The following is a 20,436-nucleotide window of genomic DNA, read 5'->3' on the forward strand; positions in this document are numbered from 1 at the left end:
GGGACGCCTCCGGCGGGGGAGTATTTGGGGCCAGATGAAGCAGGGCGGCAGTCCCTCAGAAGGGCAGTTTCATGTCGGCGGGCAAGCCCATTTCCGAGGTGAGTTTCGACATCTCGTCCTCGGCGCGCTGCGCGGCCTTGGACTGGGCGTCCTTGATCGCGGCAAGGATCAGGTCCTCGACCACTTCCTTGTCGCTGCCGTTGAAGATCGACGGATCGATGTCGAGCGATTTCAGCTCGCCCTTGGCGGTGGCCACGGCCTTGACAAGGCCCGCGCCGCTTTGCCCCTCGACCAGCATCGTGTGCATCTGGTCCTGCAACTCGGCGATCTTGACCTGCATCTCCTGCGCGGTCTTCATCATCTTGGCCATGTCGCCAAGCCCGCCCAATCCCTTGAACATCGTCGTCTCCTTGTTGCTTGTGGCCAGAGATACGCAGGGCGAACCCGCCCGGCAAGGGCTCAGTCCTCTTCGAACGGGTCCCATTCATCCTCGACCTCGGGCAGTGCCTCGGCCATGACGGATTCCTCACTGCGGGCCTGGCGCACGGCAGTGACGCGTGCCTGCGGAAAAGCGGCCAACACGGCCTGCACCAGCGGATGTTGCTCTGCCGCCCGCGTCAGGTCGCGCGCCGCGGCATCACGCTGTTCGGCAAGCGAAGGTGCGCCGCTATCGCCCGCGCTGACACTCACGGCCCAGCGCGCGCCGGTCCATGTCTGCAACCGGCTGCCGAGCCGTTGGGCAAGGTCGGACGGGCAGCTTTCGGTCGGGGTAAACTCGATGCGGCCGGGCTGGTAGCTGACCAGTCGCAGGCCCGTTTCGACATCGACCTGCAGTTGCGCGTCGCGATGGCGCGCGATCAACGCGACGACGTCCTCGAACCGGGCCAATTGTGCCATCGGGCCGGGGGCTGCGGCGGGGGCCAACTGTGCCTGTGGCCCCGACGACCCGCCATTGCGCGGTGCGGGGGGCGGCGGGGCAGCCGTCACGCCCTGCGGCGCGGAGGTGCGGCCCTGGCCCGGCCCGGGCCCGTTGGGTGGTTTTGGGTCATCGCGCAGCTTGCGCAACAATTCCTCGGGCGAGGGCATGTCGGCCACATGGGTCAGGCGGATCACCGCCATCTCTGCCGCCATCATCGCGTTGGGCGCGACCGAGACCTCTTCCAGCGCCTTGAGCAGCATCTGCCACATCCGGCTGAGCACCCGCATCGGCAGGGCGGCGGCCATCGCCTGCCCGCGCGCGCGTTCGTCAGGGCCGATCGTGGGGTCCTCGGCGGCGTCGGGCGTGATCTTGATGACGCTGACCCAGTGGGTCACATCGGCAAGGTCGCGCAGCACCGCCATCGGGTCTGCGCCATCGGCATATTGCGCGCCAAGCTCGGCCAGCGCGCCTGCCGCGTCGCCCTTCAGGATCAGATCGAACAGGTCAAGCACGCGGCCCCGGTCGGCCAGACCCAGCATCGCGCGGACCTGATCGGCCGTCGTCTCGCCCGCGCCGTGGCTGATCGCCTGATCCAGCAGCGAGGTGGCATCGCGGGCCGAGCCCTCGGCCGCGCGGGTGATCAGCGCCAGCGCGTCATCGGCAATTTCTGCCTTCTCGGCATCGGCGATTCGACGCAGAAGCGCAATCATCACCTCCGGTTCAATCCGGCGCAGGTCGAAGCGCTGGCAGCGCGACAGGACCGTGACGGGCACCTTGCGGATCTCGGTCGTGGCAAAGATGAACTTCACGTGCGCGGGGGGCTCTTCCAGCGTTTTCAGCAGCGCGTTGAAGGCGTTGGTCGACAGCATGTGAACTTCGTCGATGATGTAGATCTTGAAGCGCGCGCTGGCCGCCCGGTAATGCACGCTGTCGATGATCTCGCGGATATCGCCCACGCCGGTGCGGCTGGCCGCGTCCATTTCCATCACGTCAACGTGCCGGCCTTCCATGATGGCCACGCAATGTTCGCAGACGCCGCAGGGTTCGGTCGTGGGGCCGCCGGTGCCATCGGGGCCGATGCAGTTCATGCCCTTGGCGATGATGCGGGCCGTGGTTGTCTTCCCGGTGCCGCGGATGCCGGTCATGATGAAGGCCTGCGCGATCCTGTCGGCGGCGAAGGCATTGCGCAGGGTGCGCACCATCGCGTCCTGCCCGACGAGATCGGTAAACGTCTCGGGCCGGTATTTGCGGGCAAGGATCTGGTAGGCGGGGGCGTCGGTCATGTGCACTTTGGATTCGGGCTGTCAGCGGCAGGGTAGGGCCGCGCGCCGCCAAGGTCCATCACCTCGCGCGCCGACAATGCGGCGATCCTTGAATGCCGGATCGCGATTATTGCTGTCGCAGCGCCAGAAATTGTTGCGGACCAATTACTTGCACGGCGCAGGCCGGCTGCCATGTCGCGGCCGCAACCTATGGTGGAAACGTGTTGGCGGCGAAGTGGGCCGCGGTCAGACGAATTCTGTGTGATTGAGAGCAATTATATTGCTTCATGAAGCCGCCGTTTGGGCTGGCTGCGTCACATTGCCTGGACGTTTCCCAATTCCGGAGTCCTCCGTCAAAAGTATCGCGGTACATCGCTTTGGCCGGGCGAAGACTAACGGGCGGCGAGCGCTCCCACTTGTTCAAAACTGACTAAACGCAAATGAAATCAATATACTATATAGATTTCGCGGCTCAAGATGCGTGGCTAATCATTAAGTTATCGTGATGTGTAATTTAATTCGGCAGATATCTTGGCAGGACCCGGCCGACCGACGCAGTAAAATCGACCGGGCCCAATTTATGCCACATTCCATTTTTACGTGTATTTAACACATCTTTGCCTCCGTGGGTTCTGTCCAATCAAGGGACCCGGCGCGGTGGCGTATCAGGGGGTTTTTGGGAATGCGGATCCTCGCAGTCGACGACGAAGAACTTGTTATCAGCTTGCTCAAGGTAGTCCTGCCGAAGCTGGGCTATGATCAGGCTGATTTCGCCAGCAGCGGTGAAGAAGCGCTGTCGCTGATCCAGCGCAGCAAGACCCCCTATGATTGCGTGCTGTCCGATATCCGGATGCCCGGCATGGACGGGGTAGAGCTGTGTGGCCACATCCGCGGCCTGACCGATTACGTCGAGACACCGATCATCATGCTGACGTCGATGGTCGACAGGGAATATGTCGATCGGTCCTTTGGGGCGGGCGCGACCGATTACATGAACAAGCCGATCCGCAGCGAAGAACTGGATGCCCGCCTTCGCGTGGCCCAGATGCAGCGCCGCGAGGTCCGTCGTCTGTCAGCCGGCGCCCTTGCCGGGACAGAGCCCGCCTTCGCGCTCGAGGATGCGATCACGCTCAACGATGTGCCCGGGTTCATCAGTGAAATCGCGTTGCTCAATTACCTGGTGCAGATGTCACGCATCAACGCCTTCATGCATGCCGCCATCGGGTTCCAGATCGAAGGGGTCGAGGCGCATTATCACCGCTCGCGCGCGGACGATTTCAAGTACATGCTTGAATGCGTTGCAGAATCCATCTTTGGCGCAACCCGCACCGTCGGCGTGATGATCTCTTATCTTGGCAGCGGAAGCTTTGTGGCGATCGTGCCGCGGGTCAATTCGTTCGATCAGGACTCGCTCAACGACGTGGTGGAGATGGAGCTGGACGGTCTGAAGATCGTCGATCACGTGGGCAAGTGGCGGCCGGTCAACGTCTGGTCAGGTCCGCAGATCAATTCGCGCATGTTCGGCGGCAACCCGGCCGAGCTGATCCTTCGTGCCGTCGATGCCGCGCGCGAAGCCCGCAGCGAGGAATTGCAGCGGCGTGAATCCGCGATCCGGCAAGCAATCACGGCCTGACCATGCCGCATGGAACTGGCAGCACCGATCATGACGCGGCGCTTTCGGCGATGGTGGCGGATATCCGTGTCCGCTTCCAGGATCGGCTAGTCGGCTACGTTCTCGACATCGAGGACTGCAAACGGCAACTCGAATTGCCAGAGCGCCGCGGCGCGGCCGTCGCGCGCATCGCCGATATCGCCCACAGCATCAGTGGGATCGCCGGATCGGTGGGTTATGCCGACCTTGGCCGGACTGCCGCCTCGGTCGATGCGGCGTTTCATAGTCCAAAGATCGCCGCGTCGAGCGATCCACCGTCCGCGGCGGCGATGGACGCGCTCGAACGTTTGCTCGACCTGATGGAACAGAAGATCGACGACTAGGCCGCTTCGCCGGGTCGTCCGTTCGCGTGCCTTCCCGGGTAGGTAAAACTGGCGCAAACGGTGACGAAAGGCGCATTTATCATCCGAAAGGCGGAAAAATTGTTACTAGTTACAGCAGTCTTTCGCTTGTGCGCCCAAATCGCGATGGCAACGCTGGACCGTTTCGGATTGCTGGCGTACCTTATGGTTGTAGACGGGGACGTCTCTACAACGAAAATGAATCCGACGCGTGGATGACTCGACGACCTCACAAGACCTGACTGGCCGTCGCCTTGCCGACGGACTGTCAGGTCGTGCCTCGGGCTTGTCGCGCCGCATGCTGTCCGTGCTCGCGGGTACCGGTTTCTGGTCCAGCCTTGCCGCAACCCTCGGTCTTGCCGCGCTCAGCTTCGCGGGATTCTACCTCAACCTTCCGCTCTTCAATTCGGTCTCGTTTGTTTTCGGTTCGATCGCGGCGCTGATCGCACTGCGCATTTTCGGCGTCCTTCCCGCACTTTTCGTGGTTCTGGTCGGATCGACCTACACCTATTTCGCCTGGGGTCATCCCTTCGCGATGTTGAGTTTCGGAGTCGAGGTCATCTTTGTGTGGCTCTTGTCCCGACGGGTGGAAAACCTGGCGTTGGCAGACGTTGCCTACTGGTTGTTCGTCGGCATGCCGCTGGTTCTCTTGACCTATACCGGCCAGTTGGGGATGAGTTCCGGTTCCGCGGCCTTCATCGCGCTCAAACAGGGCGTGAACGGTGTTCTCAACGCCGTTCTGGCCGGGTTGCTGCTGGCGATGCTGACCATCGCCGTGCCGGCGCTGCGCCACCGCTTGCCCAAGATCGAGGTCCGCTCGCTGGTCCTTTACATGATGGCCTTCGTGGCCATCGCCTCCTGCGCGTCGCTGATCACCGTTGAAAGCCGCACCGATTACAACCGCAAGGCCGACGGGATGACATCGTTGATGTCGACGGTGGGCCTTGTGACGCAGGTCGCCCTGCGGCAGGGCATTCCGCCCGACCAGCTTGGCGCGATCTATGAAAAGCAACTGAGCGACCTCGTCGCGACGGTCAGCGATGGCTACGGTGCGATCAGCGATTTTTCCGTCGCCACGATCGCGCCCAGTGGCGCGCATCAGGACATCTTCGGCACGACGAAGGGGTTTTCGTTAACGGGCACGCTGGGAAACGATGTCGCAGGCAACCTTCTTTGGCTGCCCAACGGCGACATGCCCTCGCTGACGCGCGACCGTGAAGGTGTCTACCTGATGTCGATGCAGACAGAGGGCGTTCCGGGTGTGCAATCTCTGTGGGTCGAGTTCAACGCGGCCCCCCTGATTGATGATCTTGAAGCCGCAGGGCGGGGTTACCTAATGCTGTTGGCTGTCGCGGTGGCCACGGTTCTGATGCTGTCGACCGGGCTGATCCGCTGGATGGTCGCGCCGCTGGACCGTGTGGTGCGCGTCAGCGAGGAAATGACCGACGCACTCGTTGCCGGTCGACCAGCCCCCGCACTGCAGCAAAGCAACATCGTCGAATATGACCGGATGCTTTTCGCGATGTGGCGGATGTCGGGCAATCTTGCCCGCGCCTTCCGCGAACGCGAGGAACTCGCGCGCTCGCTCGAAGAACGCGTGCGCCGTCGCACGGCCGAATTGCAGACGATGTCGGAACTGGCCAAGCAGACGACCAATGGCGTGATCATTGCCGACCGCGACGGCCGGGTGACATGGGTGAACGCCGCCTTCACGCGGATCACCGGCTATAGTCTGGACGAAATGCGCGGCCAGATCCCCGGCAAGATCCTGCAAAAGGTGCCCCCGCCCGACGAGATCCGCGAGCATATGCGTACCAGCCTCGAACGGCGCACCAGCTTCTACGTCGAGCTTCTCAACCACACCAAGTTGGGTACGCCCTATTGGATCGAGGTGCATTGCAACCCGATGTTCGATGCCGAAGGTAACCACACCGGTTACATCGCCATCGAGAACGACATTACCGAGCGGCGACGCACCAACATCGCGCTGCGCGATTCGCTGGAACGGCTGAGCCTTGCCGCGGAAGTGGCTGAACTGGGCATCTGGACCGTCAACACCGCTACCGGCCGGATCGAGTGGAACGACCAGAATTTCCGCCTGCACGGGATGTCGCCGACCGACGACATCTCACAAGACTGGATCAGGCGGGTCCATCAGGATGATGTGGGCAAGATCGGCGCCTTCTTCAAAAGCCTGCGCGAGGTTCGCCCCAACGACCAGACCTTCGAATATCGTCTTTCCCACCCCGAGCGGGGCGAGCGCATTCTGGCATCGGTCGCGCGCGCGGTGCGCGAGGGCGACGACACGCTGCGTGTCACTGGCATCACCCGGGACGTGACCGACGAACGACAGGCCCGCGAGCGGTTGCGGCGCGCCGCCCAGCATACCGAGGCGATCATCGACAATATCCTCGATGCGATCATCGCGATCGACAGCCGGGGCCGCATCAATTCCTACAACCGCGCCGCGGAAGAGATCTTCGGCCACCGGGCCGAGCAGGTCATCGGCCAATCCGTCGGCATACTGATGACCAATGACCACGCCGCGCGGCACGGAAATTTCATCCGCAACTACCTGCAGGGCGGTCCTGCCAAGATGGTTGGACGCGTGACTGAATTGGAGGCGGTGCGCCGCAACGGCGAGCGTTTCCCGATCGAACTTGCCGTGTCCGAGATCGTCGATGGCGGCGACCGCTTCTTTATCGGCATCATCCGCGACATTACCGAACGGCGGAAGGTCGAGCGGATGCAATCCGAATTCCTCGCGACGGTCAGCCACGAGTTGCGCACGCCGCTGACCTCGATCCGGGGCACGCTGTCATTGCTCAACGCCAATGTCTTTGGACCGCTGGAGGAAAAGGCGCAGATCATGGTCGGTGCGGCGCTGACCAATGCCGAGCGCCTTGGCGCGATGGTTGACGAGGTTCTTGACCTGGAAAAGCTGACCCAAGGCAAGATGGAAGTGCGGATGACCCCGCAACCGCTGGCACAGATCGTCAACGAGGCAGTGATGCTGAACCAATCTTATGCGGACAAGTATGGCGTGACCCTTGTCGTCGAAGACGAGGTGCCGCCTTCCGTCTGGGTCAACGTCGATCCGGCCCGCGCGATCCAGATCCTGACCAACTTCATCTCGAACGGCGTCAAGTTCTCGGGGCACGGAACCTGCGTCACAGTTCGCATTTCGACAAGCGACACCCATGCCCGCGTCAGCGTGTTCGACGAGGGCCCCGGCGTGCCGGAAGACAAGCAATCGCTATTGTTCAAGAAATTTGCCCAGCTGGACACGAGCGATCAGCGCAAGCATCGCGGGTCGGGCCTTGGTCTGGCGATCTCGCGCGAATTGGCCGACAGGATGGACGGGCAGGTGGGCCTTGTCTCGGAAAACGGCAAGGGCGCCGAATTCTGGGTCGAGTTCCCGCTGGTCGCGGAATCGGAAACACCCGAGACACCGGGCGTCGCAACCTTAGCACCACGGGAAGGTGCCGATCATGTCTGATCTTGAATCCGTCGTCTTCGTCGAGGACGACCCCGACATCTTTCTGCTGATCGAACTGGCCCTGTCGCGGCTGGGTGGATTCACCGTGAAGGGGTTTCAGTCCGGCGCAGAGGCCGTGGCGCATGCTGCCGCCAGCAAGCCGCAGCTTGTCCTGCTGGACGTCATGATGCCGGATATGGACGGTCCCACCACGATGAAAGAGCTGTCCAGTCAGCCCGGCTTTGCCGACACCCCGATGGTTTTCATGACAGCCAAGATAAACCCCAGCGACGTCGATCGGCTCTACGCGATGGGTGCCGCAGCTGTCCTGACCAAGCCTTTCGACCCGATGACCCTTGCCGACGAATTGCGCAAGATCTGGACGCGCGTTGACGCCTGATCATCACGAAAGGGGAAAGGTGAGAGGCTGGACAACGACCCAAGCGGGGCTCGTTACGGCTGCTTCCTTCCGGACCTGACCGGGTTGGCGAGGTGCCTGCCCGCGCCAACCTCTCGACCCTGCATATAGGCCCGCGCGGCGGCTTTCGCAAGCGGCGAGGCGCGGCTAGGCTGCGGGCGAAATCGTGCGGGAGGAACCGATGGCGCGCCTGATCCATATCGACTGGCCCGACCACGGCACGCCCGCCCTGCCGCCCGCACCGGACCTTGCCGCGCTGCGCGGGCGTCTGGCGGCGGCGCGCGCCGCGATGGCCGCACGCGGACTGGATGCGCTGGCAATCTACGGCGACCGCGAACATGCCGCCAACCAGTGCTGGCTGACCGGGTTCGATCCGCGTTTCGAAGAGGCGTTGCTGATCCTGACGCCCGATGCCGCACACCTGCTGGCCGGCAACGAATGCCTGCCCTACACGCGCATCTCGCCGCTTGTGGTCGCGGGCGACATTGCCGTACTGCACTGCCCCAGCCTGTCGCTGATCTCGCAGCCCCGGCAGGGCATCCGGCTTGCCGATGCCATCGCGCAGGCGCTGCCGCCCGGCGGAACGCTGGGCGCCGCGGGATGGAAGTATTTCGCTGCGGGCGAGGTCGACGCCCCCGAAACCGCGCTGGACCTGCCCGCCTTCCTGGCCGATCCCCTGCGCGCCCGTGCCGCCCGCGTGCACAACGCGACCGATCTCTTCATGCATCCCGGTTACGGGTTGCGCTGCACGGTGGGGCCGGACGACATCGCCCGGCTGGAATTTGCAAACCACATGGCGGCCAGCGCGCTGCGCCGCATGGTCTTTGCCCTGCGCGAGGGGATGAGCGATTTCGCGGCGGTGCCGGCGGCGGGCCTTGGCGGGTTGCCGCTGGGCTGTCACGTCACCTTCGCCACGGGGGCCCGCGCCGCGCAGGGCATGTCCGGCCCCACGGGCCAGGTGTTGCGCCGCGGCCAGCCGGTATCCTTCAACATCTGCCACTGGGGCGCCAACATCTGCCGCGCGGGCTGGCTGGTCTCCGGCCCGGACGACCTGCCGCCCGATGCGCGCGATTACCTTTCCGCCTTTGCCGGGCCCTATGTGGCGGCGATGTCGGCTTGGATGGAAATGATGGTGCCCGGCACGCCCGGCGGCGATGTCTGGGACCGGATGATGGCGTTGCTGCCGCATGGAACCTTCGGTGTCACGCTCAATCCCGGCCACCTGATCGGCGATGACGAATGGATCTCTTCGCCCATCTTTGCGGGATCGGACCTGCCGTTGCGGTCCGGCATGGCGATGCAGTCGGACGTGATCCCCGGCCATCCCGTCTATGGCTCGACGCGGATGGAGGACGGCTTTGTCATCTCCGACGAGGCGCTGCGCGCGGCGCTTGCCGCGGCCCATCCCGACGTCGCCGCCCGCTGCGCGGCGCGCGCGGCCTTCATGCGCGACAGGTTGGGCCTTGCCGTGCCCGAGGCGCTGCTGCCGCTGGCCGATACCTGCGGCCTTGTCGCGCCCTGGCTATTCGACCCGCACGCGGTGATCACACTCTAAAGCGACAGGCGGAACCGCGCGAACCCGTCCGCGCCGGGCCCTAGCGGCTGAAGCTGCCGGTCGTGCACCGCGGTCAGGTGCGCCATCGCGCCCGGCCCGGTCTCGAACACCGCGCTGGTGCCGGGCAGCGGCGCAAAGCGCCAGTCGGTCTCGATCCGCGGCGCGATCCGGCCCGCCTGCCGCAGGTAGTCGACGATGGCGTCGCGCGCGCCTTGCGGGCTGTCTAGCACCACCTCGGCCGCAGCCAGCCCGGCAAACCCGCCGCCCCCGGCCGCGCGATAGCCGTTCGTGGCGACGACGAACCGCTGGCCGGTCGTCACCGGCGCGCCGTTCCAGCGCAGGTCGCGGATGCGCCCCGGCCCGTCACCCAGCGGCTGACCGTCGGGTCCGTAAAGCGCAGGCTGCGACAGGTCGATCGCGTAGCTGACCCCCGCGATCACGTCGAAATTGTAGACCGGCGCCGCGCGGTCGATCAGCGGCTGGTCCGCCGCGCCGGGAACAAGCGTCAGGAAGATGGCCGCCGCGTGTTCCAGCCAGTCGCGCAGCAGCGCCCCGTCGACAAGGATTGCCGTCAGCGGGTTGGGAAAGGGGTAAAGCGCCGAGGCATGGCGCATCCCCAGCGGTCCCGGCGGGATGTCGACATAGGCCTCCGGCCCGCCCCGGCCGCCCGCACGATAGGGCGAGGCCGCCGACAGCAGCGGCAGGTCCGCCCATGCGCTGCCCGTCAGCGCGCGCGCCACCGCCTCGCGCTGTGCCGCGGTGACAAGGCCCAGCCCCGCATCATTGGCGACGCAGGCAAAATAGCTGTGCAGCGGCCCCGTCACCTCGGCCAGCGGGGCGCGGATATGGGCCAGCGTCCGGGCATGGGCCGCCGCCGCGCCCGCGACGATCTCCGCGTCGGGTTCGGTCCCGTCCTGCGGCAGCGCGACGGCCCTTGAGCGCGCGACTCTCCAACGCGGGCCCTCGCGCTCCAGCGCAAGGTCGATCACCCCAAGGTGCGAGCCGAGCGATCCGGGCAGCACCACCGGCATCTCGCCAATCCGGCCCTCGGCTCCCGGTGCGGGAAACAGCGCATGGCTGTGGCCGGCGACGATGGCATCGATCCCGGCCATCCGGGCCAGGGGGATCACCGCGTTCTCCATCCCCGGCGTGGCCGTTTCGGGGCCGATGCCGCTATGGGCCAGCGCCACCACCACGTCGGCCCCCGCCGCGCGCAGCGCCGGCACATGCGCCTGCGCCGCCTCGACGATGTCGCGCATCGCAATTCTGCCGGCGAGCTGCTGCTTGTCCCACCGCGTGATCTGCGGGGGCGCAAAGCCGATGACACCCACCTTGATCACCGCAGTGCTGCCATCCGGCGCGGGCAGAGTCCGCGTAACTAACGCCCAAGGCGGCCGAAAAAGGTGGTCCTCGCCCGGCGTCGCACCCAGATCGCGCGCGATATTGGCCGAGACCACGGGGAATGCCGCGTCACCAATCACCGCCTGCAGGAAATCCAGCCCGTAGTTGAACTCGTGATTTCCCAGCGTCGCCGCGTCGTAGCCCAGTGTGTTCATCGCCGCGATCATCGGATGCGGCGTGCCGTCCGGCATCGGGGCCTCGCGCAGCATGTCGGTCATCGGCGTGCCCTGCAGGAAATCCCCGTTGTCCAGCAGCAGGCTCCCCGGTGCCTCGGCGCGCAAGGTCCGTACCATGGTGGCCACGCTGGCCAGCCCCAGTCCCGGCGCGGGCGCATCGGCGAAATAGTCGTAGGGCAGGATATGCACGTGCAGGTCTGTCGTCGCCATGATCCGCAAGTGCAGTTGTCCGCGTGCCGGGTCGATCTCGAATGGGGCAAGCTGGGCCAAGCGTTCGTCCTTGCGGCGCATCTCGTGCAATTGCCTCGACCATAGGGCGAAAAGGGCCAAGAGAAAGGCGAAACGCCACTTCGCTTTTGCCCTTTGCGCGACCCTGTGCCAAGGCTGGCGCCATGAAGATCGCGGAAACAGTAACCTTCGGCGGCGGCGGGCTTGACCGAGCCGCGGAACAACGGGGCAAGGCGTCGGCCGAGGCTGGGCCCTTGGCGCAAACGATCGTGCTCTGGCGTGGCAAGCCGCTGGTGATCGGCGAGGCGCGGGACAGGCTGGCACGTCTGCCGCTGGGCCACCCGGCGCTGGCGCAGCGGCACGAGGCACCCCTCTACCTCGGCCGCGCCGCGGGCGAGGATCTTTTTGCCGTGGATCTTTCGGCTTGGCAGCCCGCCGTGGCGGACCCCGACACGCTGGGCGGCTTCTTCGATCCGTCCGAGCAGCACCATCCGGACCTGCCCGCAGATCACGTCTTTGTCGAGCTGCGCGGGGTGATGACGCGGCTGTCCCCGCTCGACGCCGAATGCGCCGCGACCGCGCGCGCGATCGTCGGCTGGCATGACAGCCACCGCTACTGCGCGCGCTGTGGCGCGGCCAGCCAGCCGGTGCAGTCAGGCTGGCAACGCGATTGCCCTGCCTGCGGCACCCATCATTTTCCCCGCACCGATCCGGTGGTCATCATGCTGATCACCCATGGCAACGACGTGCTGCTGGGCCGCTCGCCGGGCTGGCCTGAGGGTATGTATTCGCTGCTGGCAGGCTTCATCGAACCGGGCGAGACGATCGAGGCCGCGGTGCGGCGCGAGGTCTGGGAAGAGGCCGGCGTGCGCGTCGGCCCTGTGGGCTACCTCGCCAGCCAGCCCTGGCCGTTTCCGGCATCGCTGATGTTCGGCTGCCAAGGCCGGGCCGAAACCCGCGAAATCACCCTCGACCCGGTCGAACTGGAAGACGCGCTTTGGGTCGGGCGTGAAGAAATGGTGCAGGTCTTTGCCGGGGCCCATCCGCGCATCAAGCCCGCCCGCAGCGGCGCAATCGCTCATTTCCTGCTGCGGAACTGGCTTGCAGATCGGCTGGATTGACCCGAAACTCGGCCAAGGGGCGGCGCTCGAAAAGGAAGATACGTGCAGTTCAAGTCTACCGAGGATATCGAGGCGCCGATCGACTACGTCTTTGCCCGTCTGACGGATTTTCCCAGTTTCGAAAAAGGCCTGCTGCGGCGGGGAGCGACCGTGACCCGCACCCGTGCTGCGGCACCCGGGCAGGCCGGGTCGGCCTGGCAGGTCAAGTTCAAATTTCGCGGCAAGATGCGCGAGGCTCAGCTTGATGTCGCGCGGGTCGATCCCCCTTCATCGCTGGAATTGCTGGCAATCTCGGGCGGGATGCACGGGGTGATCCGTGCCAGCCTGCTGGCGCTTTCGGCGGGCCGCACCCGGATGACGGTGACATCGGAACTCAGTGCCACAACGATCACCGCGCGGCTCTTGTTGCAATCGCTCAAACTGGCGCATGGCAGCCTTGCCAACCGCTACCATGCCCGGCTGGGCGCCTATGCCGAGGGTGTGGAAGAGCGCTATCGCAAGGGCCTTTAGCCCTTCCGCTTTTCCCGGCGTCGCGCGGCGGCGGGATAGACACCCATCAGTTTGAGGTGGTCGGTGAAGTAATCGAGCTCTTCCAGCGCCAGCTGGACGTTGCGGTCGTCGGGGTGGCCCTCGATCTCGGCATAGAACTGTGTCGCGGTGAAATCGCCGCCCACCATGTAGCTTTCCAGCTTTGTCATGTTGACGCCGTTGGTCGCAAACCCGCCCATCGCCTTGTAAAGCGCGGCGGGAATGTTGCGCACCCGGAAGACGAAGCTGGTCATCATTCCGTAATTGCCCCGGCGCGACAGGTCGGGCGTGCGCGACATGACGAGGAACCGCGTGGTGTTGCGGTCATGATCCTCGATATGGCGGGCCAGCACGTCGAGGCCGTAGATCTCTGCCGCCAGTTCCGAGGCCAGCGCGCCCTGCGTCGGGTCGCCCCCCTCGGCCACTTCGCGCGCGGCACGGGCATTGTCGCTGCTGGTGACGGGCCGGATGCCGTGCTCTCGCAGGAAACCCGCGCATTGCGGCAGGATCACGACATGGCCATGCGCATGGGTCACCTTGTCCAGCCGCGCGCCCGGCACGCCCAGAAGGTTGATGTGGACCCGCACGAAGGCTTCGTCGACGATATGCAGCCCGCTTTCGGGCAACAGGTGATGCACGTCCGCGACCCGGCCATAGGTCGAATTCTCGACCGCGATCATGCCCAGTTCGGCCGCGCCGCTGCGTACCGCCTCGATGGCATCCTCGAAGGTGGCACAGGGCAACGGGTCCATCCCCGAGCGCGCCTCGACGCAGGCCTGATGCCCGTAGGCGCCCAGTTCGCCCTGAAAAGCGATGCGGTTGCTCATCTCGCGGCCATCCCCGTAGTTGCCTGAAGGGCAATAAGTCGCGCTGCTATCGCTTGCAAGTCCGGCGGGGAAGCGGCTAGAACCCCTGCAAACTCGACTGAATGGGACGCGACATGTTCGACACTATGACCCTGACCAAGATCGTCGGCGGATTCTGCGGCGCCTTCCTGGTGTTTTTGCTGGGCAACTTCTTCGCCGGCATGATCTATGGCCCTGGTGAGGGCGGCGGCGAACAGGCGCAGGCCTACACGATCCAGGTTGCCGATTCCGGCAGTTCGTCCACCGATACGCAGCCCGCGGCCGCCAGCGGACCGGACTGGGCCACCGTCTATGCCAGTGCCGATCCGGCCGCAGGCGCCAACGTGGTCAAGAAATGCCTTGCCTGCCACAAGCTGCAGGACGGCGTGAACGCCACCGGCCCGTCGCTCTACGGTGTCGTTGGCCGCAAGGTCGACAGCGAGCCGGGCTTCAACTACTCGGGCGCGCTGGAAAAGGTGTTCGATGTCTGGACCCCCGAGAACATCGAAAAATTCATTACCAACCCCAAAGAGGTTGCTCCGGGCACCAAGATGGGCTTTGCCGGCCTGTCCAACATCCAGGACCGCGCCAACGTGATCGCCTATCTCGCGACCAACCCGGGCTGATCCGCGCATCATTTTTCATGATCGCAAGGGCCGTGCCGCAAGGCGCGGCCCTTTGTCCATGTGCTCACGCATTCTCAACTTGAATAATCGGACGCGGGCCTTAGCGTGACGGGAAAGGTCAAACCCGACAAGGAGACGCCGATGCAGCCCCCCCGTCCGACCCGCGCCGCAGCCCTCGTGCAGACCCGGACGCGCTGGACAGGATGGCTGATCGGCGCGCTGATGCTTGCGGGGGCCGCTCTGGCCGCCGGTCAGGTCCGTGCCGACGATGCGGGCATCGTCACCAGCTACGGCTATTCCAAATATGGCGAGCTGAAATACCCCGCCGACTTCAAACATCTCGACTACGTCAATCCCGACGCGCCCAAGGGTGGCGAATATTCGACATGGGCGCAGGGCACCTTCGATTCGATGAATCCCTATTCCCGCGAGGGCCGTGCGGGCGCGCTGGCCACCATCGGCTATGAAAGCCTGATGACAGGCACCGCCGACGAGGTCAGCGCCACCTACTGCCTGATCTGCTCGACCATCGAATACCCCGCCGACAAGTCGTGGATTCTCTTCCACATGCGGCCCGAGGTGAAGTTTTCGGATGGCACACCGCTGACCGCCAATGACGTGAAGTTCTCGTTCGATATCCTCGCCGATCAGGGCCTGCCCTCCTACGCCGACATCGTGAAATCGCTGATCGACAAGGTCGAGGTGATCGACGACCACACCGTCAAGTTTTGGGTCAAGGCCGGCGCCTCGCCCGACGATGCCTTCGACGTGGCCGGTGGCACGCCGATTTTCGAAAAGGCATGGTTCGACAAGACAGGGGCGCGGCTGGACGAAAGCCGGTTTGACATCCCGCCGGGCTCGGGGCCCTACATGCTCGACAGCTACGACGTGAACAAGCGCATCATCTACAAGCGCAACCCCGATTACTGGGGCAAGGACCTGCCCATCAATATCGGGCGCGACAACTACGACACGATCCGCGTCGAGTATTTCGCCGATACCACGGCCGCCTTCGAGGCGTTCAAGGCGGGCGAATTTACCTTCCGTCAGGAAAACAGCTCTCTCAGCTGGGCAACGGGATACGACTTCCCGGCGCTGAGCAAGGGCTGGGTGGTCAAGGCGACGCTGCCTAACGGCAACCTGCCCGGCGCCTACGGCATGGTCTTCAACCTGCGCGAGCCCAAGTTTCAGGACATCCGGGTGCGCAAGGCGCTGGCGCTGATGTACAACTTCAGCTGGACCAACGACACGCTGCAATACGGCCTCTTCGACCAGCGCGAAAGCTTCTGGCAGAACAGCGATCTGCAAGCCAAGGGTGTGCCCGAGGGTAAGGAGCTGGAATACCTCCAGTCGGTCAAGGACATGATCGACCCCGCCATCCTGACCGACCCGGTGACCGAGCCGCACACATCGAAGGCCGACAACCCGCTTGACCGGTCGAACCTGCGCAAGGCTTTGGCGTTGATGGAAGAGGCGGGCTGGACTGTGAACGACAAGGGTGTGCTGTCCAAGGATGGCCAGCCCTTCACGCTGGAATTCCTGTCCGACAACCCCGCCTTCCAGCGGGTCCTGACGCCCTATATCGACAACCTGAAAAAGCTGGGGGTTGATGCGCAGTTCACCATCGTGGACCCGGCGCAATACACAAACCGCACCCGCGCCTTCCAGTACGACATGATCTATGACGGCTACAGCAACAGCCTTGAAGAAGGGCTGGGCCTGCAACAGCGTTACGGCAGCCAGGGCGTGAACGATGTGTTCAACCCCTCGGGCTATTCCTCGCCCGCCGTCGACAAGCTGATCCAGGATGTCGTCGCCGCCAAAAGCTACGAGGACATGGCCGCCGCCGTGCGCGCCATCGACCGGATCATGCGCGCCGACCTGTTCGAGATTCCGGCATGGTATCTGGCCAGCTACTGGGTGGCCTATTACGACTTCTATGAACACCCCGACAACCTGCCGCCCTATTCGCTGGGGCAGATGGACTTCTGGTGGGTGAACGCCGACAAGGCGGCCAGCCTGAAGGCCGAAGGCGCCTACAAGTAACCGGCAAGGGCCGAAAGGCACGACGCGATGGGCGCATACATCCTCCGCCGGCTTTTGCTGGTCATCCCCACGCTACTGGGCATCATGGTGATCAACTTCACCCTGACCCAGTTCGTGCCGGGCGGCCCGATCGAACAGATCATCGCCAACATGGAAGGGCAGGGGAACGTCTTTCAGAACATCGCCGGGGGCAACGGCGACGTTCAGCAGCAGATGGATTCGGCCGACAGTTCCAGCTCGAAATACGTTGGCGCCCGCGGTCTGCCGCCCGAGTTCATCAAGCAGCTTGAACATGAATTCGGCTTCGACAAGCCGCCGCTGGAACGCTTCATGTTGATGATGTGGAATTACGTGCGGTTCGATTTCGGCAAAAGCTGGTTCCGCTCGATCTCGGTCGTCGATCTGGTGCTGGAAAAGATGCCTGTCTCCATCACCATCGGCCTGTGGTCCACGCTGATCGCCTACATGGTATCGATCCCGCTGGGCATCAGAAAGGCAGTGCGCGACGGCTCTCGCTTTGACACATGGACCAGCGGCGCCATCATCGTGGGCTACGCGATTCCGGGTTTTCTCTTCGCGATCCTGCTGATCGTGCTGTTTGCAGGCGGATCCTATTGGCGCTTCTTCCCGCTCCGCGGCCTGACCTCGGACAACTGGGATCAGCTCAGCCTTGTCGGCAAGGTGGTGGACTATTTCTGGCACATCACGCTGCCGGTTGTGGCATCGACCATCTCCAGTTTTGCCACGCTGACGCTGCTGACCAAGAACAGCTTTCTCGACGAGGTTAAGAAACAATACGTGATGACTGCACGGGCCAAGGGCCTGAAGGAAAGCACGGTGATGTATCGCCATGTCTTCCGCAACGCGATGCTGATCGTCATCTCCGGCTTTCCGGCGCTTTTCATCTCGGTGTTTTTCGGCGGCTCGGTTATCATTGAAACCCTGTTCAGCCTCGATGGCCTAGGGAGGCTGGGCTACGAGGCGGCTGTTGCCCGCGACTACCCGGTCGTCTTTGGCACGCTCTTTGCGTTTTCGTTGATGGGCCTGATCATCGGCATTGTGACGGACCTGACCTACGTGCTGGTCGACCCGCGCATCGACTTCGAGAGCCGCGGATGATCCTGTCGCCCCTCAATCGCCGCCGCTGGCGCAATTTCCGCCGGAACCGGCGCGCCTACTGGTCGCTGATGATCTTTGCGGTCCTCTTCGGCCTCAGCCTTTTTGCCGAATTCCTTGCCAATGACCGCCCGATCATCCTCAGCTACCGGGGCGAGATCCGGATGCCGATCTTCCACTTCTATTCCGAGCGGGACTTTGGCGGCGATTTCCCCACCGAGGCGATCTATTCCGATCCTGAGGTGAAATGCCTGATCACCACCGGCGGGCTGGACGGCTGCTTTGACACGCCTGACAAGCTGATCGCCGCGGCCGATGCCGGCACCATCACCGACCCGAAGTTCCAGAAGGGCTGGATGATCTGGCCGCCCATTCCCTATTCCTACCAGACCATCGTCGACGTGCCCGGCGTCGCCCCCGCGCCGCCCTCGAACACCAACTGGCTGGGCACCGACGACACCAAACGCGACGTGGTCGCGCGGGTGATCTACGGTTTCCGCCTGTCGATCCTCTTTGCCCTCATCGTCACCGCCGCAGGCTCGCTCATCGGCATCGCCGCAGGTGCGGTGCAGGGCTATTTCGGCGGCCTGACGGACCTGCTGTTCCAGCGCTTCATCGAGATCTGGACAGGCATGCCCTCGCTTTACGTCATCATCATCGTCTTCGCGATTGTCGGCCGAAGTTTCTGGCTGCTGGTGTTCCTCACCGTCCTCTTCGGCTGGCCCTCGCTGGTGCATCTTGTCCGGGCCGAGTTCCTGCGCGCGCGCAACCTTGAATACGTCCGCGCGGCCAAGGCGCTGGGTGTGCGCGACCGCACCATCATGTTCCGTCACATGCTGCCCAACGCGATGGTGGCCACCGTCACCATGCTGCCCTTCCTCGTCACGGGCGCGATCGGCACGCTGGCCAGCCTCGACTTTCTCGGCTTCGGCCTGCCCTCCTCGGCCCCTTCGCTGGGCGAGTTGACCTTGCAGGCCAAGCAGAACCTGCAGGCGCCGTGGCTGGGTTTCACCGCCTTCTTTACCTTCGCGATCATGCTGTCGTTGCTGGTCTTCATTTTCGAGGGCATCCGCGATGCGTTCGATCCGCGAAAGACGTTCCAATGACCGCCATTCTGGATGTGCGCGACCTCGACATCCGCTTTCGGCAGGATGGCGCCGTCACCCATGCCGTGCGCGGTGTCAGCTTTACCGTCGACAAGGGCGAGACGGTGGCACTCGTTGGCGAAAGCGGCTCTGGCAAATCCGTTACCGCGCTCTCCGCGGTGGACCTTCTGGGCGATGCCGCGCAGGTCGAAGGGTCCATCACGTGGAAGGGGACCGAGATGATCGGTGCCTCCGAGGCCGCGCTGCGCAAGGTGCGGGGCAACGCCATCAGCTTCATCTTTCAGGAGCCGATGACATCGCTCAACCCGCTGCACACGCTGGAACGGCAGTTGGCAGAATCGCTGGAATTGCATCAGGGCATCAGTGGCGTGAAAGCCCGCCCCAAGATCGTCGAGCTGCTCAACAAGGTCGGTATCCGCGACCCCGAAAGCCGCCTTGGCGCCTATCCGCACCAGTTGTCGGGCGGGCAGCGCCAGCGCGTGATGATCGCCATGGCGCTGGCCAACAATCCCGACCTGCTGATCGCGGACGAACCGACGACAGCGCTGGACGTGACGATCCAGGCTCAGATCCTTGACCTGCTGGCCGAACTGAAGGCCGATGTCGGCCTCGCGATGCTGTTCATCACGCATGACCTCACGATCGTGCGCAAGATCGCCGACCGGGTTTGCGTGATGAAGGATGGCGAGATCGTCGAACAGGGCCCAACGGCCGAGATCTTTGCCAATCCGCAGCATCCCTACACCCAGATGCTGCTTGCCGCTGAACAGACGGGCTTGCCCGCCCCGGTGCCCGAGGCCGCGCCCGTGGTGGCCGAAACCCGCGACCTGCGCATCTGGTTTCCCATCCATCGCGGCCTGCTGAAACGCACGGCAGGCTACGTCAAGGCCGTGAACGCGGCGACGCTCAACGTGCGGGCGGGCGAGACGGTGGGCATCGTCGGGGAAAGCGGCTCTGGCAAGACCACGCTGGCCCTTGCGGTGATGCGGCTGATCGCCTCGCAGGGCAGCATCAGTTTTGACGGGCAGGAGATTTCGGGCCTGTCGCAGCGGCAGATGCGGCCGCTGCGTAAGGGAATGCAGATCGTCTTTCAGGATCCCTACGGCTCGCTCAGCCCGCGCATGACGGTGGAACAGATCATTGCCGAGGGGCTGGGGGTGCACGGCCTGCCCGCCGGCCGCCGTGCGACCGACATGGTGCAGGAGATCATGGCCGAGGTGGGCCTCGACCCCGCGCTGCGCGGCCGCTACCCGCACGAGTTTTCCGGCGGCCAGCGCCAGCGCATCGCGATCGCCCGCGCGATGATCCTGCGGCCAAGGCTGGTGGTGCTGGACGAGCCGACATCGGCACTCGACATGACGGTGCAGGTGCAGATCGTGCAGCTTCTGCGTGAATTGCAGCAGCGGCACGGGCTGGCCTATCTCTTCATCAGTCATGACCTGAAAGTGGTGCGCGCGCTGGCCCACAAGGTGATGGTGATGAAACAGGGCGACGTGGTGGAAGAGGGGCCGGCACAGGCAATATTCGACGCACCGCAGAACCCCTATACGCGCGCGCTGATGGCCGCGGCCTTCGAGGGGCGGGCGATCTGACCGCGG

Annotated in this window: 16 protein-coding genes and 1 other RNA gene; 12 read left to right on the plus strand and 5 right to left on the minus strand. The window is 64.3% G+C overall.

Features of this window, described 5'->3' with window-relative positions; all coding sequences use genetic code 11:
• Positions 1 to 55: 55 nt before the first annotated feature.
• Both GC146_RS09610 and GC146_RS09615 read right to left on the minus strand, forming a co-directional pair.
• Positions 56 to 400, minus strand: coding sequence for a YbaB/EbfC family nucleoid-associated protein (locus GC146_RS09610; protein ID WP_291837434.1), 345 nt, complete (start codon positions 398 to 400; stop codon positions 56 to 58).
• A 59-nt stretch (positions 401 to 459) separates the two neighbouring features.
• Positions 460 to 2,202, minus strand: a complete 1,743-nt coding sequence (locus GC146_RS09615; RefSeq protein WP_291837436.1) for a DNA polymerase III subunit gamma/tau — start codon at positions 2,200 to 2,202, stop codon at positions 460 to 462.
• A 661-nt stretch (positions 2,203 to 2,863) separates the two neighbouring features.
• On the opposite strand from GC146_RS09615, the gene GC146_RS09620 reads away from it, so the two are divergent.
• From GC146_RS09620 to GC146_RS09635, 4 genes are all read left to right on the plus strand, one after another.
• Entirely contained in the window at positions 2,864 to 3,814 is a 951-nt protein-coding gene (locus GC146_RS09620) for a response regulator (protein ID WP_291837438.1), read from the plus strand.
• A gap of 2 nt (positions 3,815 to 3,816) precedes the next feature.
• Positions 3,817 to 4,176, plus strand: coding sequence for an Hpt domain-containing protein (locus tag GC146_RS09625; protein WP_291837440.1), 360 nt, complete (start codon positions 3,817 to 3,819; stop codon positions 4,174 to 4,176).
• A 316-nt stretch (positions 4,177 to 4,492) separates the two neighbouring features.
• Complete coding sequence (locus GC146_RS09630) at positions 4,493 to 7,693, plus strand: PAS domain S-box protein (protein ID WP_291837442.1); 3,201 nt, start codon at positions 4,493 to 4,495, stop codon at positions 7,691 to 7,693.
• Entirely contained in the window at positions 7,686 to 8,072 is a 387-nt protein-coding gene (locus tag GC146_RS09635) for a response regulator (RefSeq protein ID WP_291837444.1), read from the plus strand. The genes GC146_RS09630 and GC146_RS09635 overlap by 8 nt, the downstream gene beginning before the upstream one ends.
• A 17-nt stretch (positions 8,073 to 8,089) precedes the next feature.
• On the opposite strand, the gene ffs is transcribed toward GC146_RS09635, so the two are convergent.
• An RNA gene (gene ffs, locus GC146_RS09640) (signal recognition particle sRNA small type) lies at positions 8,090 to 8,188 on the minus strand.
• 83 nt (positions 8,189 to 8,271) lie between these two features.
• Here ffs and GC146_RS09645 point away from each other — a divergent pair.
• Complete coding sequence (locus GC146_RS09645; protein ID WP_291837446.1) at positions 8,272 to 9,645, plus strand: M24 family metallopeptidase; 1,374 nt, start codon at positions 8,272 to 8,274, stop codon at positions 9,643 to 9,645.
• On the opposite strand, the gene GC146_RS09650 is transcribed toward GC146_RS09645, so the two are convergent.
• Complete coding sequence (locus tag GC146_RS09650) at positions 9,642 to 11,513, minus strand: bifunctional 2',3'-cyclic-nucleotide 2'-phosphodiesterase/3'-nucleotidase (RefSeq protein WP_291837448.1); 1,872 nt, start codon at positions 11,511 to 11,513, stop codon at positions 9,642 to 9,644. The two genes, GC146_RS09645 and GC146_RS09650, sit on opposite strands and share 4 nt — an antisense overlap.
• Positions 11,514 to 11,614: 101 nt before the next feature.
• Here GC146_RS09650 and nudC point away from each other — a divergent pair, with 101 nt between their 5' ends.
• Both nudC and GC146_RS09660 read left to right on the plus strand, forming a co-directional pair.
• Positions 11,615 to 12,571, plus strand: a complete 957-nt coding sequence (nudC, locus tag GC146_RS09655; RefSeq protein WP_291837450.1) for an NAD(+) diphosphatase — start codon at positions 11,615 to 11,617, stop codon at positions 12,569 to 12,571.
• Between the two features lie 42 nt (positions 12,572 to 12,613).
• Positions 12,614 to 13,081 carry an SRPBCC family protein gene (locus GC146_RS09660; RefSeq protein WP_291837452.1) on the plus strand — a complete coding sequence of 156 codons (468 nt, stop codon included), beginning with the start codon at positions 12,614 to 12,616 and terminating at the stop codon, positions 13,079 to 13,081.
• Here GC146_RS09660 and GC146_RS09665 read toward each other — a convergent pair.
• Positions 13,078 to 13,926 (minus strand): prephenate dehydratase, encoded by an 849-nt coding sequence (locus GC146_RS09665; RefSeq protein ID WP_291837454.1) that lies wholly within the window; start codon positions 13,924 to 13,926, stop codon positions 13,078 to 13,080. The genes GC146_RS09660 and GC146_RS09665 overlap by 4 nt on opposite strands.
• A gap of 113 nt (positions 13,927 to 14,039) precedes the next feature.
• On the opposite strand from GC146_RS09665, the gene GC146_RS09670 reads away from it, so the two are divergent.
• From GC146_RS09670 to GC146_RS09690, 5 genes are all read left to right on the plus strand, one after another.
• Complete coding sequence (locus GC146_RS09670; RefSeq protein ID WP_291837455.1) at positions 14,040 to 14,570, plus strand: cytochrome c family protein; 531 nt, start codon at positions 14,040 to 14,042, stop codon at positions 14,568 to 14,570.
• A 141-nt stretch (positions 14,571 to 14,711) separates the two neighbouring features.
• On the plus strand, positions 14,712 to 16,616 hold the full coding sequence (locus GC146_RS09675; RefSeq protein ID WP_291837457.1) for an extracellular solute-binding protein: 1,905 nt from the start codon (positions 14,712 to 14,714) through the stop codon (positions 16,614 to 16,616).
• A 27-nt stretch (positions 16,617 to 16,643) separates the two neighbouring features.
• The gene (locus GC146_RS09680; protein ID WP_291837459.1) at positions 16,644 to 17,735 is read left to right on the plus strand and encodes a microcin C ABC transporter permease YejB; all 1,092 of its coding nucleotides are present in this window, start codon (positions 16,644 to 16,646) and stop codon (positions 17,733 to 17,735) included.
• On the plus strand, positions 17,732 to 18,838 hold the full coding sequence (locus tag GC146_RS09685) for an ABC transporter permease (protein ID WP_291837461.1): 1,107 nt from the start codon (positions 17,732 to 17,734) through the stop codon (positions 18,836 to 18,838). Before GC146_RS09680 ends, GC146_RS09685 begins: the two co-directional genes overlap by 4 nt.
• Positions 18,835 to 20,430, plus strand: a complete 1,596-nt coding sequence (locus GC146_RS09690; RefSeq protein WP_291837462.1) for an ABC transporter ATP-binding protein — start codon at positions 18,835 to 18,837, stop codon at positions 20,428 to 20,430. The genes GC146_RS09685 and GC146_RS09690 overlap by 4 nt, the downstream gene beginning before the upstream one ends.
• Positions 20,431 to 20,436 lie beyond the last annotated feature (6 nt).

Origin of the sequence: Limimaricola sp., from assembly GCF_016125575.1 — a bacterium.
In the GTDB taxonomy this organism is placed as follows: Bacteria; Pseudomonadota; Alphaproteobacteria; order Rhodobacterales; family Rhodobacteraceae; genus WGLM01.